This window comes from Ensifer sp. 22521, from assembly GCF_052044795.1.
Classification (GTDB): domain Bacteria; phylum Pseudomonadota; class Alphaproteobacteria; order Rhizobiales; family Rhizobiaceae; genus Ensifer.
This window is the reverse complement of the sequence record NZ_JBQENM010000002.1, coordinates 24,436-38,545: the sequence shown is the minus strand read 5'-3', so window position 1 is coordinate 38,545 and position 14,110 is coordinate 24,436. Positions and strand designations below refer to the sequence as shown.

Annotated in this window: 13 protein-coding genes; 4 read left to right on the top strand and 9 right to left on the bottom strand. The window is 62.4% G+C overall.

Annotated features, from left to right (window positions below):
* From ACTJKE_RS02380 to chvI, 9 genes are all read right to left on the bottom strand, one after another.
* Positions 1–732, bottom strand: a complete 732-nt coding sequence (locus ACTJKE_RS02380) for a nucleotidyltransferase family protein (protein WP_112995069.1) — start codon at positions 730–732, stop codon at positions 1–3.
* A 10-nt stretch (positions 733–742) separates the two neighbouring features.
* Entirely contained in the window at positions 743–2,254 is a 1,512-nt protein-coding gene (tsaE, locus tag ACTJKE_RS02375; protein ID WP_440691123.1) for a tRNA (adenosine(37)-N6)-threonylcarbamoyltransferase complex ATPase subunit type 1 TsaE, read from the bottom strand.
* Positions 2,254–4,734, bottom strand: a complete 2,481-nt coding sequence (locus tag ACTJKE_RS02370; protein ID WP_440661412.1) for an ATP-binding protein — start codon at positions 4,732–4,734, stop codon at positions 2,254–2,256. Before ACTJKE_RS02370 ends, tsaE begins: the two co-directional genes overlap by 1 nt.
* 305 nt (positions 4,735–5,039) lie before the next feature.
* Positions 5,040–6,440, bottom strand: a complete 1,401-nt coding sequence (gene ahcY, locus ACTJKE_RS02365; RefSeq protein WP_057252127.1) for an adenosylhomocysteinase — start codon at positions 6,438–6,440, stop codon at positions 5,040–5,042.
* 165 nt (positions 6,441–6,605) lie between these two features.
* Positions 6,606–6,896: an HPr family phosphocarrier protein gene (locus tag ACTJKE_RS02360; RefSeq protein WP_057252054.1), complete on the bottom strand. Its 291-nt coding sequence runs from the start codon at positions 6,894–6,896 to the stop codon at positions 6,606–6,608.
* Positions 6,896–7,297, bottom strand: coding sequence for a PTS sugar transporter subunit IIA (locus tag ACTJKE_RS02355; protein ID WP_057252055.1), 402 nt, complete (start codon positions 7,295–7,297; stop codon positions 6,896–6,898). The genes ACTJKE_RS02360 and ACTJKE_RS02355 overlap by 1 nt, the downstream gene beginning before the upstream one ends.
* A gap of 156 nt (positions 7,298–7,453) precedes the next feature.
* Entirely contained in the window at positions 7,454–7,909 is a 456-nt protein-coding gene (locus tag ACTJKE_RS02350; protein ID WP_065376341.1) for an HPr kinase/phosphorylase, read from the bottom strand.
* Entirely contained in the window at positions 7,906–9,636 is a 1,731-nt protein-coding gene (locus tag ACTJKE_RS02345) for a sensor histidine kinase (RefSeq protein WP_286161524.1), read from the bottom strand. The genes ACTJKE_RS02350 and ACTJKE_RS02345 overlap by 4 nt, the downstream gene beginning before the upstream one ends.
* A gap of 266 nt (positions 9,637–9,902) precedes the next feature.
* Positions 9,903–10,628, bottom strand: a complete 726-nt coding sequence (gene chvI, locus ACTJKE_RS02340; RefSeq protein WP_440691121.1) for a two-component system response regulator ChvI — start codon at positions 10,626–10,628, stop codon at positions 9,903–9,905.
* 324 nt (positions 10,629–10,952) lie between these two features.
* Between chvI and ACTJKE_RS02335 the strand changes: the two genes are divergently transcribed.
* The 4 genes from ACTJKE_RS02335 to ACTJKE_RS02320 all read left to right on the top strand — a co-directional run bounded on the left by ACTJKE_RS02335 (position 10,953) and on the right by ACTJKE_RS02320 (position 14,105).
* On the top strand, positions 10,953–12,563 hold the full coding sequence (locus tag ACTJKE_RS02335) for a phosphoenolpyruvate carboxykinase (RefSeq protein WP_058321784.1): 1,611 nt from the start codon (positions 10,953–10,955) through the stop codon (positions 12,561–12,563).
* Between the two features lie 115 nt (positions 12,564–12,678).
* Entirely contained in the window at positions 12,679–13,113 is a 435-nt protein-coding gene (arfB, locus tag ACTJKE_RS02330; protein ID WP_058327468.1) for an alternative ribosome rescue aminoacyl-tRNA hydrolase ArfB, read from the top strand.
* A 78-nt stretch (positions 13,114–13,191) separates the two neighbouring features.
* On the top strand, positions 13,192–13,665 hold the full coding sequence (gene lysM, locus ACTJKE_RS02325) for a peptidoglycan-binding protein LysM (protein WP_093233502.1): 474 nt from the start codon (positions 13,192–13,194) through the stop codon (positions 13,663–13,665).
* Between the two features lie 2 nt (positions 13,666–13,667).
* Positions 13,668–14,105, top strand: coding sequence for a hypothetical protein (locus ACTJKE_RS02320; RefSeq protein WP_286161523.1), 438 nt, complete (start codon positions 13,668–13,670; stop codon positions 14,103–14,105).
* Positions 14,106–14,110: the final 5 nt, after the last annotated feature.

Here is a 14,110-nt window from a genome sequence, read left to right as displayed (position 1 = left end):
TCATCCTCCTGGCTGGTGGCGGCGGATCGCCGCTTCCGCTTCGCCGATCGCGTCGGGCGTGCCGACCGTCATCCAGTGGCCATCGAGCAGGAGGCCGTGGAGGCGCCCTTTTTGGGCAGCGCGATCGAAGTAGATGTTGAGGTTGAAGGCATCATCAGGCGCGTCGGCAAAGAGCCGGGAGTGAAGCGCGATCGCGCCGGCATAGACCACCGGGTTTGGCAGACCTTCGGTGTATCGCGTCAGCTTGCCGTCGGCACCGAGCGAAAAGTCCTTCTTGCCGTTGTGACCGGTCGTGTCCTCATCGCGCACGCACAGGAGCAGCATGTCCATGCGGTCCGCATCGAAGGCTGCGGCGAGGCGCGTCAGGTTGCTGGGAACGCCGACCGGTTCCCCGACCCAGAAGAGGTCGGCATTCATCACCAGTACGGGGCCTTCCGGCAGCAGTTTCAGGCCCTTGGCCAGGCCGCCGCCGGAATTCATCAGCGCATTGCGCTCGTCGGAAATCAGGATCTCCGGGCTTCTTCTCTGGCTGAGATGTCCTTCCATCTGGTCGGCGAAATGATGCACGTTGACCGCGGCCTTGGTGACGCCGGCCTCTGCCAGAAGATCCAGTACGTAGTCGATCATCGGCTTGCCCGCGATCTCTACGAGCGGCTTCGGCATGGTGTTGGTGATCGGGCGGAGCCGGGTGCCGAGGCCCGCGGCGAGCACCATCGCATTGCTGATCGACATTGCTTCTCTGTCAGTTCGCTGATTCGGAATCTAGGATTCCGGTCTTCATACACCAGTCGTGCAAGGGTTTCAGCGATTCATGTGTGAGCGCCGCCTGAAGATAGGCGAAAGTGCGGGGCATATGTTTCATGTAGCCGGGTTTGCCGTCCCGCTGCATCAGCCGCACCCAGATGCCGACGAGCTTGCAGTTGCGCTGCGCCGACATCAAATGCCAGTCGCGCAAGAAAGTCGCCTCGTCGAAGTTGCCGCTTGCCTGCCGTTCGGCGAGATAGGTTTCCATCATCCGGTTGGCGAGCGGAGGCGCGACGGTCACGCGCGCGTCCTGCACCAGCGATGCCACGTCATAGGCCGTCGGGCCGATCACCGCGTCCTGGAAATCGATGAGGCCAATCCGGTCCAATCCCTGGCGCTCTCCGCGCCAGATGATGTTCGGCGAGTGAAAATCTCGCAAGAGCAGGTTCGTCTCGGAGGTCTGGAGAAGATCAATCAGCCCGTCCCAGATCTCTCCGTATTCACGTTTTTCGTCATCGCTTGCCGGCGCACCGCGCTTCCACGGCAGGTACCAGTCGGTCAAAAGCCGCGTCTCGATCTTCATCGCCGTCCGGTCGAAATCCGGAATGCGGTGGATGACCGCTCTGTCGAGGTTGATCTCCCTGTCGGTCTGCTTGGCATGGAGGCGGGCGAGCAGTCGTACGCTTTCGATGTAGCGCTCGTCGATCGGCTGGCCGGCCGCGTCGAGAACGCCATCCGACCCAAGGTCCTCGATCAGCAGGATGCCCTGGTCGAGATCGCGGGCGTAGATCGTCGGCGCTGCAAAGCCGCGTGCAATGAGCAGCTGGTCGATCGCGACGAAGGGAACGACGTCTTCGGCGATATGCGCGAGCTGCTGGTAGTATTTTCCGTCCTGGAGGACGGGGCCGGGCTTGTGTCGTGGCGAATCCATCAGAATCCGGCTAACGGAGCCGTCTGCCGGGTAAATGCGCTCATAGGCCCGGATCGAGGCGTCGCCGCTGAGGTGCCGGCGCCGTGCGTTTGGGTGATCGTTCTGATCGAGGAAGTCGCGGATCGCCAGCGTGCGGGCGATGCGCTGCAGCTTTTCGTCCGGACCGGAAAATTCGACGCGGCGACCATCGCCTTCATGGGTGATGCTCAGCGTGATGCGGCTGGTGGGTAGGGCGTCGTCAGCCCGTTCCGGCCATTCGACGAGACACACGCCTAGCGATAGCGCCTCGTCGAAGCCGAGTTCGTCCAGTTCGCTGGAATCAGCCAGCCGATAGAGATCGAAATGCGCGACCGGAATGCGCAGTTCATAGGTTTGGACCAGCGTAAAGGTCGGGCTGGGGACCTCCAGCCCGTCGTCATCGGCAAGCGCCCGAAGGAAGGCGCGTGCCAAGGTCGACTTGCCGGCCCCGAGATCACCCGAGAGCGCGACGCAGTCGCCGGGCTTCAGGGCCAGCGCCAGATCTTCGCCGAGCTCGATCGTTGCCGCCTCGTCCGTCAGGAAGCGCTCGATCGCCGGCATCATTCGGCCGCGACGATCGCCGGCACTTCGGCCGAGGGAATGCGGCAGGTCACTTCCGTGCCTTCGCCTTCCTTGCTGCGGATGGAGACGGTGCCGTGGTGCAGGCTGACGAAGCTCTCGACGATCGAAAGGCCGAGGCCTGCGCCGCCGCGCTGGCCGTAGCTTTCGAAGCGGTTGAACACGGTATCGAGCACGTCCTGCGGTATGCCGGGGCCGCTGTCTGAGACAGAGAAGATGAAGTCGCTGCCCTCGCGGCGGCACTTCAGGTCGATGGCGCTGCCATCGGGCGCAAAGTTTGCGGCATTGGTGAGCAGCTTGACGAAGATCTGCTTCAGCCGCTGCTGGTCGGCGACCATGCGGCCGAGATTGTCAGGGGCGGCGATCCTGAGGGTCACGCCGCTCTCGAGCAGCCGGTCGGCCATCTGGTGGGCAATATCATCGAGGAAGTCGGTGAGACTGATGTCGGACATGTCGAGTTGGACGATGCCGGCATCGACGGTCGCGAGATCCAGGATGTCGTTGACGATCGTCAGCAGCAGCGACGAGGAGGTGGCGATGTGGTCGACATACTCCGCCTGCCGCTCGTTGAGATCGCCGAAAGCCGGCGTCTTCAACAGGTCGGCGAAGCCGATGATGTTGGTGAGCGGCGAGCGAAGCTCGTAGGAAACGTGGTGCACGAAGTCGTTCTTCAGCGCATCCGCCTTGCGCAGCGCCTCGTTCTTTTCGGTGAGCGCGCGCTCGACCCGGACGCTGTCGGTGATGTTGACGAAGGTCAGCATCGTCTGCGCGTTCGGCAGCGGGATGACGGCGTAGTCGAGGATCAGTCCGGTCCGAAGCTCAAGGATGCCGCGGCTGGAGGGCCGTTCGTCGTCGAAGCTGGTGATGATGTGGGTGAAACGCTTCCACCCATCGGGCTGGTCGTAGGAGATGAGGCAGGCCTGTTCGATCGCCCGGATATGGGTGCCGGGCTTGGCTTCCGCCTCGCTGATGCCCCAGATCGCGCGGAACGCCGGGTTCGACAGGCGAATGCGGCCATCGGGCCCAAACACGGCGACGCCTTCGGCGAGATGGTCGATCGTCTCGCCTTGAACCTGAACGAGCGTATTGTAGCGCGTTTCGAGATCGACCTTCTCGGTCAGGTTCTCGAACACCCAGGTGACCCCGCCCTGCGGGCGGGCGGTCGCGAAGACGCGCAGCGTCTGGCCGTTCGGCAGGTGCCAGAGGTCGCTCTGCGTGTCGAGCGCCTGATAGACGGAAAGCGCGGCGGCCTTCCACTGTTTCCAGTTGAGCTGCTCCGGCAGCTGGCCGCCGGCGCGCAGCCGGTCAAGCACTTCGCCATTGTCGGGCTTGCGCTCGAGGAAGCCGATGTCGAGGTTCCACAGACGCTGGAAGGCCTGGTTGTAGAACTGCAGGCGCTGATTGCCGTCGAAGATCGCGACGGGGGTCGCCAGATGATCGAGCGTTTCGGCATGGCTCTTGAGCGTCCGGTTGAGTTCCTCGCGCACGGCCTCGATGCCGGATACGTCGACGGCGACGCCGGCCGAGCCGGCAGGGCTGCGGGCATCGACGACTTCGAAGAAGGTGCGGTTGCCCCTGACGACGGTCGAAACCTTGTCGCGGAACGGTGTGTCGAAGGTGGAAACCGCGCGGATCTTTTCGCGCGCGACGGTTGCGAGCAGCTCGCGCCCTTCGGCAACCGCGACCGCGACATCAGGAGCCTCGACGGCGTCGGCATAGGCCTCGTTGACCCAGGTGAGGGCGCCATCCGTGCCGCGTTGCCACACCGGCAGATCGATGGCGTCGAGAAGGGTGCGGAAGGACACGAGCGCAGTATTGAGCCGATCGTGCTCAAGCTTCAGCTCAGCGAGTTCTGCGCGCATATTGTTGAGAGCGATGAAGCGTACGAAAGCGCGCCCGCCCGAGACCCGTCCCTGGGCCTCCAGGACTTCGTTGCGCTGCGTTTCGAGCACCAGGTCGAAGCTGCGCGCCTGGGTGCGCAGCGCGTCGATCGCATTTTCCAGTTCCCCGGCGGATTGCGCCTTGATCCAGCGGCCGAAGGCCAGGAACTCGCGGTCGTCTGCCGGCGCGCCGGTTTCGGGCGGCAGCTGGCCGAGCAGCTCAGCCCGCTCGAGCAGCCCGTCCCAGACGACGATCCGGCGGTTCTTGTCGGCCACCAGCGCCTGATAGCGCGAGAGGCGCTGGTTGGCGTCCGACAGATCGGAGCGCAATTCGCGGTTCTCGGCTTCGATATTGCCGCGCTGGCGGATCAGCCAGATCGCCGAAATCATCGCTGCGGAAACTACGCCGATGAGCACGGAGAAGGTGACGACCTCCGACGAGCCGAAGATATTTGCCTTCTGCGGCGCGACCTGGGCGAGCGCATCTGTTGCTGCAAAGAGAGTGGTACCGGCCAGAAGGTGGCGCAGGAACTTCGGGCCCTTGCGGCGGGTGCCCGGAATAGCTGTTTGGTCTCTGTTCATGGCGCTGCCATCCCCGTCTGTCCGAAGGGTGCTGCCGGCCTTGTTGCGCCTTGCACAGTTCCATCGAGGCCCTGGTCAAGGGCCTGCGTCAGTTCCGATTGCATCCCCGGTCTGTCTCCGTCTGTTTGCCGCTTATCGACAAGACATCCCATCCGCGATGTCCAAGGTCCGCACCGACATCACGAATCAATGGGTTAGAGCATACTTCCTAGTCGAATCGTCGGGAAGGGAGAGGCCCAAAAAAGCGGCCGCGCTCTCTTGTCAAGAACGCGGCCACAAGATGTTGTGGATTGCCCGGGTAAGGATTAGTACCGGTAGTGCTCAGCCTTGAACGGGCCCTGCGTCTTCACGCCGATGTAGTCGGCCTGCTCTTCGGAAAGTTCGGAGAGCTTAGCGCCGAGCTTCTTCAGGTGCAGGCGAGCGACCTTCTCGTCGAGCGCCTTCGGCAGGACGTAGACTTCGTTCTTGTACTTCTCACCCTTGGTGAAGAGCTCGATCTGCGCCAGGACCTGGTTGGAGAACGAAGCCGACATCACGAAGGACGGGTGGCCGGTGGCGTTGCCGAGGTTCAGCAGGCGGCCTTCCGAGAGCAGGATCATGCGGTTGCCCTTCGGGAACTCGATCATGTCGACCTGCGGCTTGATGTTTGTCCACTTCAGGTTACGCAGTGCGGAGACCTGAATTTCGTTGTCGAAGTGGCCGATGTTGCCGACGATCGCCATGTCCTTCATCTCGCGCATGTGGTCCATGCGGATGACGTCCTTGTTGCCGGTCGTCGTGATGAAGATGTCGGCCGACGAGACGACGTCTTCGAGTTGAACGACTTCGAAACCGTCCATCGCCGCCTGGAGCGCGCAGATCGGGTCGATTTCGGTGACCTTGACGCGGGCGCCGGCGCCGGAAAGCGAAGCTGCCGAGCCCTTGCCGACGTCGCCGTAACCGCAGACGACGGCGACCTTGCCGGCCATCATCACGTCGGTGCCGCGGCGGATGCCGTCAACGAGCGATTCCTTGCAGCCGTACTTGTTGTCGAACTTCGACTTGGTGACCGAATCGTTGACGTTGATCGCCGGGAAGGGCAGCAGGCCCTTGGCCTGAAGCTGGTACAGGCGGTTGACGCCGGTGGTGGTTTCTTCGGTCACGCCCTTGATGGCGTCGCGCTGCTTGGTGAACCAGCCCGGCGAAGCCTGGAGGCGCTTCTTGATCTGTGCGACGAGGATCTCTTCTTCTTCGGAGCCCGGGTTGGAGAGTACGTCTTCACCGGCTTCGGCGCGGGCGCCGAGCAGGATGTACATGGTGGCGTCGCCACCATCGTCGAGGATCATGTTCGAGACGCCGCCATCGGCCCACTGGAAGATCTTGTCCGTGTAGGTCCAGTATTCTTCGAGCGTTTCGCCCTTGACGGCGAAGACCGGAACGCCGCTTGCGGCGATGGCAGCGGCAGCGTGATCCTGGGTCGAGAAGATGTTGCACGAGGCCCAGCGCACGTCGGCGCCGAGGGCAACCAGCGTCTCGATCAGAACGGCGGTCTGGATGGTCATGTGCAGCGAGCCGGTGATGCGCGCGCCCTTCAGCGGCTTTGCAGCGCCGAACTCTTCGCGGCAGGCCATCAGGCCCGGCATTTCCGTTTCGGCGATCGCAATTTCCTTGCGCCCGAAATCGGCGAGACCGATGTCGGCGACGATATAGTCCTGAGTGGTGGTCATGGAATTCTCCGGGCTGATCTCTTCAAGCCGCATGGCTTCAACCGAACTGCGGCGCGATTATGCCTCCCGCGCCTACCGACACGGTGAGAGTGCGACCGATCTATCAGGAATCAGGGGAGAGGGCAATATCGATATAAAGAAGTCTTTATATCTTTATATTGTCCGTCACATTTCTTCGCCGAACTTGTCGGCGACCAGCGCATCAAGCGCGTTCAATGCTTCTTCGGCTTGCGCGCCGCTCGCGGTCACGCACACGCTGCAGCCGGTGCTGGCAGCCAGCATCATCAGGCCCATAATGGACGTTCCGCCGACCGTCATGCCGTCCTTCGACACGGTAATCTCGGCTTCATAGGCCTCGACCGTCTGTACGAACTTCGCAGATGCCCGCGCGTGCAGGCCTCGCTTGTTGATGATCAGCAGTTCGCGCGTCAGCGACATGTCGGGGCGATGATCCATTACTTACCACTCAGGACGCGGCTGGCGACGTTGATGTATTTCCGTCCGGCTTCCGAGGCCTCGACCAACGCCTTGTCCATGTCGCTCTCGCCGCGCACGCCGGCAAGCTTGATCAGCATCGGCAGGTTGACGCCGGCTATCACTTCAACCGAGCCGCTGCGCATGACCGAGATGGCAAGGTTGGAGGGCGTTCCGCCGAACATGTCGGTCAGGATAATGACGCCGTGGCCCTCGTCGACCTTGGTGACCGCGTCGAGGATATCCTGCCGACGCTGGTCCATGTCGTCCTCGGGACCGATGCAGACGGTCTCTATAGCTTTTTGCGGACCGACGACATGCTCGAGTGCAAGTCGAAATTCCTCAGCCAGCTTGCCATGGGTGACAAGCACAAGTCCGATCATGGGTATCTTCGCTCCAACTGCACGCGCAATTCACTGATGGCCAGATATCGCAATGCAGCAATTTCGTCCACCTGTTGGGGCGGCCATCTTGGCAAGGAAAAGGGGAAGTGCAAGCCAAAAATGCTGAAAAACCAGCCTCGCTGACGGTAAATCGGGCTAGGATCCTATTTTTTCAGCGATGAGCGCATGCAAAATATTGAGAACATACGCCCCCTCTTCAACGGGAACGCGAACAATCGGGAGTACTCGCCCGAGTGGTAAGGGCAACGTCTCGTCTTCCAGCGGTAACCGCGGGTCGAAAGGCGCACTCACGGGCAGCATGGCCCAGTCCATCACCGCGGCAGGCACGGTTTCGATCTTGCCGATTCCGGCGCCGCGTATTTCAATCAGGCCGTGAATGGAGGGCGGACAGCGGGCGACGATCCTGTCATGTTCCAGGCTCAGATCCACCCGATCGTCGGCGACGAGTGCCGCAAAGTGCCCGGCCTGTCGTGCGGCCGTGATGCATGCAAGCGCCAGCCTGGATTTGCCGATGCCGGAAGGGCCCGTGATCAGGAAGCCGCGCGTCCCGAGCACGATGGCAGTGCCGTGGACATTGGCGCCCGTCGTCACGCGTGCGGCTCGGCGGGTAGCGACAGGATGAAGCGCGCGCCGCTGACGTGGCCGTCCTGCGCGACGATGTTTTCCGCCTTCAGCGTACCGCCGTGGGCTTCGGCGATCTGCCTGGAAATCGACAGGCCGAGGCCGGAGTTCTGGCCGAAATCCTCTCCTTCCGGCCGATCGGTGTAGAAGCGTTCGAAAATGCGGTCGATGTCTTCCGCCTGGATGCCGGGGCCGTTGTCCTCGACATAGACGAGGCAGCGCGATCGCGACCGTGTGAGGCGCACGACGATCCGCCCGCTGTCTTCGGGAACGAAGGACCGGGCGTTCTCGATCAGGTTGGTGATAATCTGGCCGATGCGCAGGTCGTGGCCGTTGACGGCGAAGCGGGCCTTGGGACTGTCCTTGCGGTCGATGACGAAATCGAGCAGCACCGTCTTCTTCTTGCTGCGGACCTGGCGCGAAATATCGACGAGGTCGCCCAGAAGTCTTTCGAGGTCGATGATCCTGGCATCGCTGCGGGCAAGTTCCGCGTCGAGGCGCGAGGCGTCCGAAATATCGCTGATCAGGCGATCGAGGCGGCGGACGTCATGCTGGATGACGTCCATCAAGCGCTTCTTCGATTCGTCGGTCCGCGCAAGCGGCAGGGTCTCGACGGCGCTGCGCAGCGAGGTGAGGGGGTTTTTCAGCTCGTGACTGACATCGGCCGCGAAATTCTCGATCGCCGCGATCCGATCGTAGAGCGCGGTCGTCATTTCCCGGAGCGCGACGGACAGGTTGCCGATCTCGTCCTGGCGAGAGGAGAAATCCGGGATCTCCTCGCGCTCCTTGGCACCGCCGCGCCGCACGCGGACTGCCGCCGCTGCGAGCCTTCGAAGCGGGTTGGCGATGGTCGAGGAGAGAAGCAGCGACAGGATGATGTTGACGAGGGCAGCCACGCCGAAGACGCGGATGATGGCGAGGCGCTCGGCCTGGACGATCTTGTCGATGTCGCCGGCTTGCGTCGAAAGCAAGAGAACGCCGAGCACGGCGCGGAACCGCTGGACGGGAACGGCCACTGAAACGATGAGCTCGCCCTTCTCGGTGACGCGTTCGACATAGCCGCGCACGCCGGTCAGCGCGTTGGTGACCTCAGGATAGATCGAGCCGTTGCCACCCGGCGGTTCCTTGTAGAGTGGCAGATTGCCGGGCTGCAGCAGCTTGTTCAGCCAGCTGTTGAGCTTTTCGCCGATGCCCGTCGATTCCGGCTCGATCGGCGGCAGGTCGAAGCGCAGCACCTGGCCGCCGCTATAGAGATGCCGGGAATCGAGCAGCAGGTCGGCATCGGCGTCGAAGAGGCGGGCGCGGGTGCGCGTCGGCGAGATCAGCCGCCTGAGAACCGGCGCAACGCGTTCCTGGATGATCGGGAAATCGAGATCCTCGTCGCTCGGCAGCGGCGTTATGCTCTGGCCGGCCTGCAGTTCGAGCAGTTTTTCGGGATCGATGGTGATCGAGTTGGTATCGACCGAGGCGGAAGCCGAGATGGCACCGGCGATGATTTCGCCCTGGGTCAGCAGGCTTTCGACACGGGCGTCGATCAGTCCCTCGCGGAACTGGTTGAGATACATGATGCCGCCGACGAGGACGACGAGTGCCACCAAGTTGAAGAAGACGATGCGGCGGGTGAGGCTCGAGAAGACGGCATTGCCGAACAGGCGGCGAATCAGCGTGAAAGGATGTGCCCAGCGGCGCTGGCCCATATGTGCCTGCGCACGTCCGTCACTGTCTTCGATGTCGCCCTGCAAGACTTCTACCAAATGTCCCGCTCCCGCGCGGACTTCCGTCACGTTCTCTCGATTGCAACGCTGACACGGCCCGAGTGCCGGGCGCGACGCCGTCGTTCACTTTGTGTGGTTCCGGCCCAGAGGTCCGATGGCGCGGCGGGGTTTCAAAGGCAGCCTTGGCCGTGCTCCCGTCGCGCCGTTTCTGAATGCGCCACAATCGGCGCGATGGCAAGTCCCGCGGCTCAGGCTGTCTCGCGGAAACGATAGCCGACACCGTAGAGGGTCTCGATCATGTCGAAGTCGTTGTCGACCATCTTGAACTTCTTGCGCAGCCGCTTGATGTGGCTGTCGATGGTGCGGTCGTCGACATAGACCTGCTCGTCATAGGCGGCGTCCATCAGCGCGTCGCGGCTCTTCACCACGCCCGGGCGCTGGGCAAGCGAATGGAGGATGAGGAATTCGGTCACCGTCAGCGTTACCGGCTCGCTCTTCCAGGTGCAGGTGTGGCGCTCCTGGTCCATCACCAGTTGCCCGCGCTCGAGCGAGCGCGAGGGCGCGTCGGAAGCCTTGGCGGGATTCGCCGGGTTGGCGGCAGCCGCTTCGCGGTTTGCGGCGCGACGCAGGATCGCCTTGACGCGTTCGACCAGCAGGCGCTGCGAGAAGGGCTTGGTGATGAAGTCGTCGGCACCCATCTTCAGACCGAAGAGTTCGTCGATCTCTTCATCCTTGGAGGTGAGGAAGATCACTGGCAGGTCGGACTTCTGTCTCAGGCGGCGCAGCAATTCCATGCCGTCCATGCGCGGCATCTTGATGTCGAAGATCGCAAGCTGCGGCGGCCGGGCGAGCAGGCCCTCAAGCGCGGAAGCACCGTCGGTATAGGTCTCGACCTTGTAGCCTTCTGCCTCCAGGGCGATGGATACGGACGTCAGAATATTCCGGTCATCATCGACAAGCGCGATGGTCTGCATCGTGTTCAACTCCGTCTTTTGAGGTGCCGGTCTCGTCCCCGAAAACTCCGGCATTCGCGAGTCACGGGTGCGTTAGTGAGTATAAAGGTGGAACAAATTGTGGCGAAGCTCAAAAAGTACCTGTCGTAACGATAGGATAGGTCCTGTCAGATCGGTGTCCGGCAGGCCGAATTCAACCGATTAAAAAAACGATAATTTTCTTTAAATCGATTAATATACTGAAATCATTATTCTTTTTTTGACGCCGCCTTGTTTTTGAGCGAGCATGCAAGTATGGTCCGGCGAAATTCAACGCCAATGGCCAAACACGAAGGAAGCTTGACCATGGAGCAACTCGGCACTCGCAATCTCGCGAACGGCTTGGAAAAACTCGGCTTTACCGACCTGGAAACGGTCCGGTACAACCTCGAAGCCGCAGAGCTTTATGAGGAAGCTCTTCGCCGCGGCGAGGCTGAACTGACGGCACACGGGGCGCTTGTTGCCCGTACCGGCCAGCACACCGGTCGTTCGCCGAAGGACAAGTTCGTGGTTCGCGATGCGAACACCGACGACCAGATCTGGTGGGACAACAACAAGCCGATGTCTCCGGAGCATTTCGCCCTGCTGCGAAAGGACATGCTCGATCACGCCAAGGGCATGTCGCTTTATGTGCAGGATCTCGTTGGCGGCGCCGATGCCGACAACGCCCTTCCGACCCGCGTTGTCACCGAATATGCCTGGCACTCGCTGTTCATCCGCAATCTCCTGATTCGTCCGGCCCGCGAGGCACTCGGCTCCTTCCTGCCGAAGCTGACGATCATCGATCTCCCAAGCTTCAAGGCTGACCCGGAGCGCTACGGCTGCCGCACGGAGACCGTCATTGCCTGCGACTTCACCAACGGACTGATCCTGATCGGCGGCACGTCCTATGCCGGCGAAATGAAGAAGTCGGTCTTCACCGTTCTCAACTACCTGCTGCCCAAGAAGGGCGTGATGCCGATGCATTGCTCGGCCAATGTCGGCCCGGCAGGCGACACGGCGATCTTCTTCGGTCTCTCCGGCACCGGCAAGACGACGCTTTCGGCCGACCCGACCCGCACGCTGATCGGCGACGACGAGCACGGCTGGGGCGAGCACGGCGTCTTCAACTTCGAAGGCGGCTGCTACGCCAAGGCGATCCGTCTGTCGGAAGCTGCCGAGCCGGAAATCTACGCGACGACCCGCCGCTTCGGCACGGTCATGGAAAACGTCGTGCTCGATGAGCGCCGCGTTCCGGATTTCGACGACGGTTCGCTGACGGAAAACACCCGCTGCGCCTATCCGCTCGACTTCATCCCGAATGCCAGCGCCACCGGCACCGCGCCGCAGCCGCGCACGATCATCATGCTGACGGCCGATGCCTTCGGCGTGATGCCGCCGATTGCCAAGCTGACGCCGGAACAGGCGATGTACCACTTCCTCTCCGGCTACACCGCCAAGGTTGCCGGCACGGAAAAGGGCGTCACCGAGCCGGAAGCCACATTCTCGACTTGCTTCGGCGCGCCGTTCATGCCGCGGCATCCGTCGGAATACGGCAACCTTCTGAAGGACCTGATCGCCAAGAACGGCGTTACCTGCTGGCTGGTCAACACCGGCTGGACAGGCGGCGCCTACGGCACCGGCAGCCGCATGCCGATCAAGGTGACCCGCGCTCTGCTCGCCGCAGCCCTCGACGGCTCGCTGAACGCCGCTGAACTGCGCACCGACGCCAACTTCGGCTTCGCCGTTCCGGTCTCGGTCCCCGGCGTCGACGACGGCATCCTCGATCCGCGATCGACCTGGGCCGATGGTGCGGCCTATGATGCCCAGGCCCGCCGCCTCGTCGATATGTTCATCGCCAACTTCGCCAAGTTCGAAGAACATGTTGATGGCAGCGTCCGCGACGCGGCTCCCGGCACCAAGCTTGCCGCCGAATAAACATCGTCAGCTATGATTCACGTGAAACCCGGCCTCCCACGGCCGGGTTTTTCGTTTTTGTGGCGAATGTTTTCAAGAGGTTCGCTCTGTGCCATAGATCGGGGCGAGGTGAACCATGGCTAGCGACACGCTCTACATAAACGACAGCATCGTGATTGCCGGCTGGGAGCTGACGGAGCAATTCGTGCTGGCCGGCGGGCCGGGTGGGCAAAACGTCAACAAGGTGTCGACCGCCGTTCAGCTGTTCTTCAACGTGCTGGCCTCTCCAGCGCTTTCCGATCGCATCAAGGCCAACGCCCTGAAGATTGCCGGGCGTCGTGCCTCGAAAGAGGGCGTGCTGATGATCGAGGCCAGCCGGTTTCGCAGCCAGGAGCGCAACCGCGAAGATGCGCGCGAGCGACTGAAGGAACTGATTCTCAAGGCCGCGGAGCCGCCACCACCGCCACGCAAGAAGACAAAACCGACCCGCGGTTCCGTCGAGCGCCGTCTCAAGGAGAAGTCCGGGCGCGGCGAGATCAAGAAGCTTCGGGGGCGGCCGGCCGGCGACTGATTTCTTTTTTGCCGCTCCTTGCCTTTGGCAGGCGGCGCCCTCTCTTACCGAGCAGTGTTTTCGCAAAAGGAGATATTCATGGGTCTTTTCAGCTTTATCAAGAACGCCGGCAAGAAGCTTGGCATCGGCGGCGACGATGACGCCCCGGATGCCGAAAGCGTTCAGAAGGAACTTGCATCCCACGATCTCGGTACAAAGGACGTGCAGGTCGAAGTGGCCGGTGACAAGGTCGTGCTGAAGGGTGTCGTGAAGGACCAGAGCGTCTTCGAAAAGGCCGTGGTCGCCGTCGGCAACACGCTCGGCGTCTCGGCAGTTGAGGCCTCCGAGCTTAGGGTTGCCGATGCTGGCGCCGCACCGGCACCCGCCAAGGCGCCGGTCTTCTATACGGTCAAAAAGGGCGACAACCTCTGGAAGATCGCCGAAGCGCAGTACGGCAAGGGCAAGGGTGCCAAGCACACCGTCATCTTCGAAGCCAACAAGCCGATGCTGACGCATCCGGACAAGATCTACCCCGGCCAGGTTCTGCGCATTCCGGATCTGGACGCGGCCTGAGCGTGTCGTTCACGCGTCGTCTTGCAATCGCGACGCTGGCGAGCCTTTGGCTTGCCGGCGCTTGTCTGGCGCAACCGTTTCGTGAACCGGCCAAGGGCAGTACTGAGCGTGCCGCCATCCTCGACGCGATCCGTCCGGCGGTGGAGGCCGAAATGCGCGGTCCGGTCGAGTTCGTCGTCACGACGATACGTGCAGCACCCAACTGGGCCTTCCTGCAGGTCGAGCCGCAACGTCCCGGTGGCGGCACTATCGACCTTGCGCAAACCGGGTTGCGTGACGAGGCTGACATGATGGATGGTCTGACGGTGTTTGCACTGGTCAGCTTCCACAATAGCCGCTGGAACCTCGTCGATCACGTGGTCGGGCCGACGGATGTCGCCTATGCCGGCTGGCCGCTTCGCTACGGCGTGCCGGCAGCACTTCTCGGCCTGGAGCAATAGGGGCT

Bases quoted from the DNA above. Each gene is read 5' to 3' on its own strand.
- chvI (WP_440691121.1), bottom strand. From the start codon at position 10,628: ATGCAGACCATCGCGCTTGTCGATGATGACCGGAATATTCTGACGTCC.
- ACTJKE_RS02335 (WP_058321784.1), top strand. From the start codon at position 10,953: ATGGAGCAACTCGGCACTCGCAATCTCGCGAACGGCTTGGAAAAACTC.
- ACTJKE_RS02355 (WP_057252055.1), bottom strand. From the start codon at position 7,297: ATGATCGGACTTGTGCTTGTCACCCATGGCAAGCTGGCTGAGGAATTT.
- ACTJKE_RS02380 (WP_112995069.1), bottom strand. From the start codon at position 732: ATGTCGATCAGCAATGCGATGGTGCTCGCCGCGGGCCTCGGCACCCGG.
- ahcY (WP_057252127.1), bottom strand. From the start codon at position 6,440: ATGACCACCACTCAGGACTATATCGTCGCCGACATCGGTCTCGCCGAT.
- ACTJKE_RS02360 (WP_057252054.1), bottom strand. From the start codon at position 6,896: ATGGATCATCGCCCCGACATGTCGCTGACGCGCGAACTGCTGATCATC.
- ACTJKE_RS02370 (WP_440661412.1), bottom strand. From the start codon at position 4,734: ATGAACAGAGACCAAACAGCTATTCCGGGCACCCGCCGCAAGGGCCCG.
- arfB (WP_058327468.1), top strand. From the start codon at position 12,679: ATGGCTAGCGACACGCTCTACATAAACGACAGCATCGTGATTGCCGGC.
- ACTJKE_RS02345 (WP_286161524.1), bottom strand. From the start codon at position 9,636: ATGGGCCAGCGCCGCTGGGCACATCCTTTCACGCTGATTCGCCGCCTG.
- tsaE (WP_440691123.1), bottom strand. From the start codon at position 2,254: ATGCCGGCGATCGAGCGCTTCCTGACGGACGAGGCGGCAACGATCGAG.
- lysM (WP_093233502.1), top strand. From the start codon at position 13,192: ATGGGTCTTTTCAGCTTTATCAAGAACGCCGGCAAGAAGCTTGGCATC.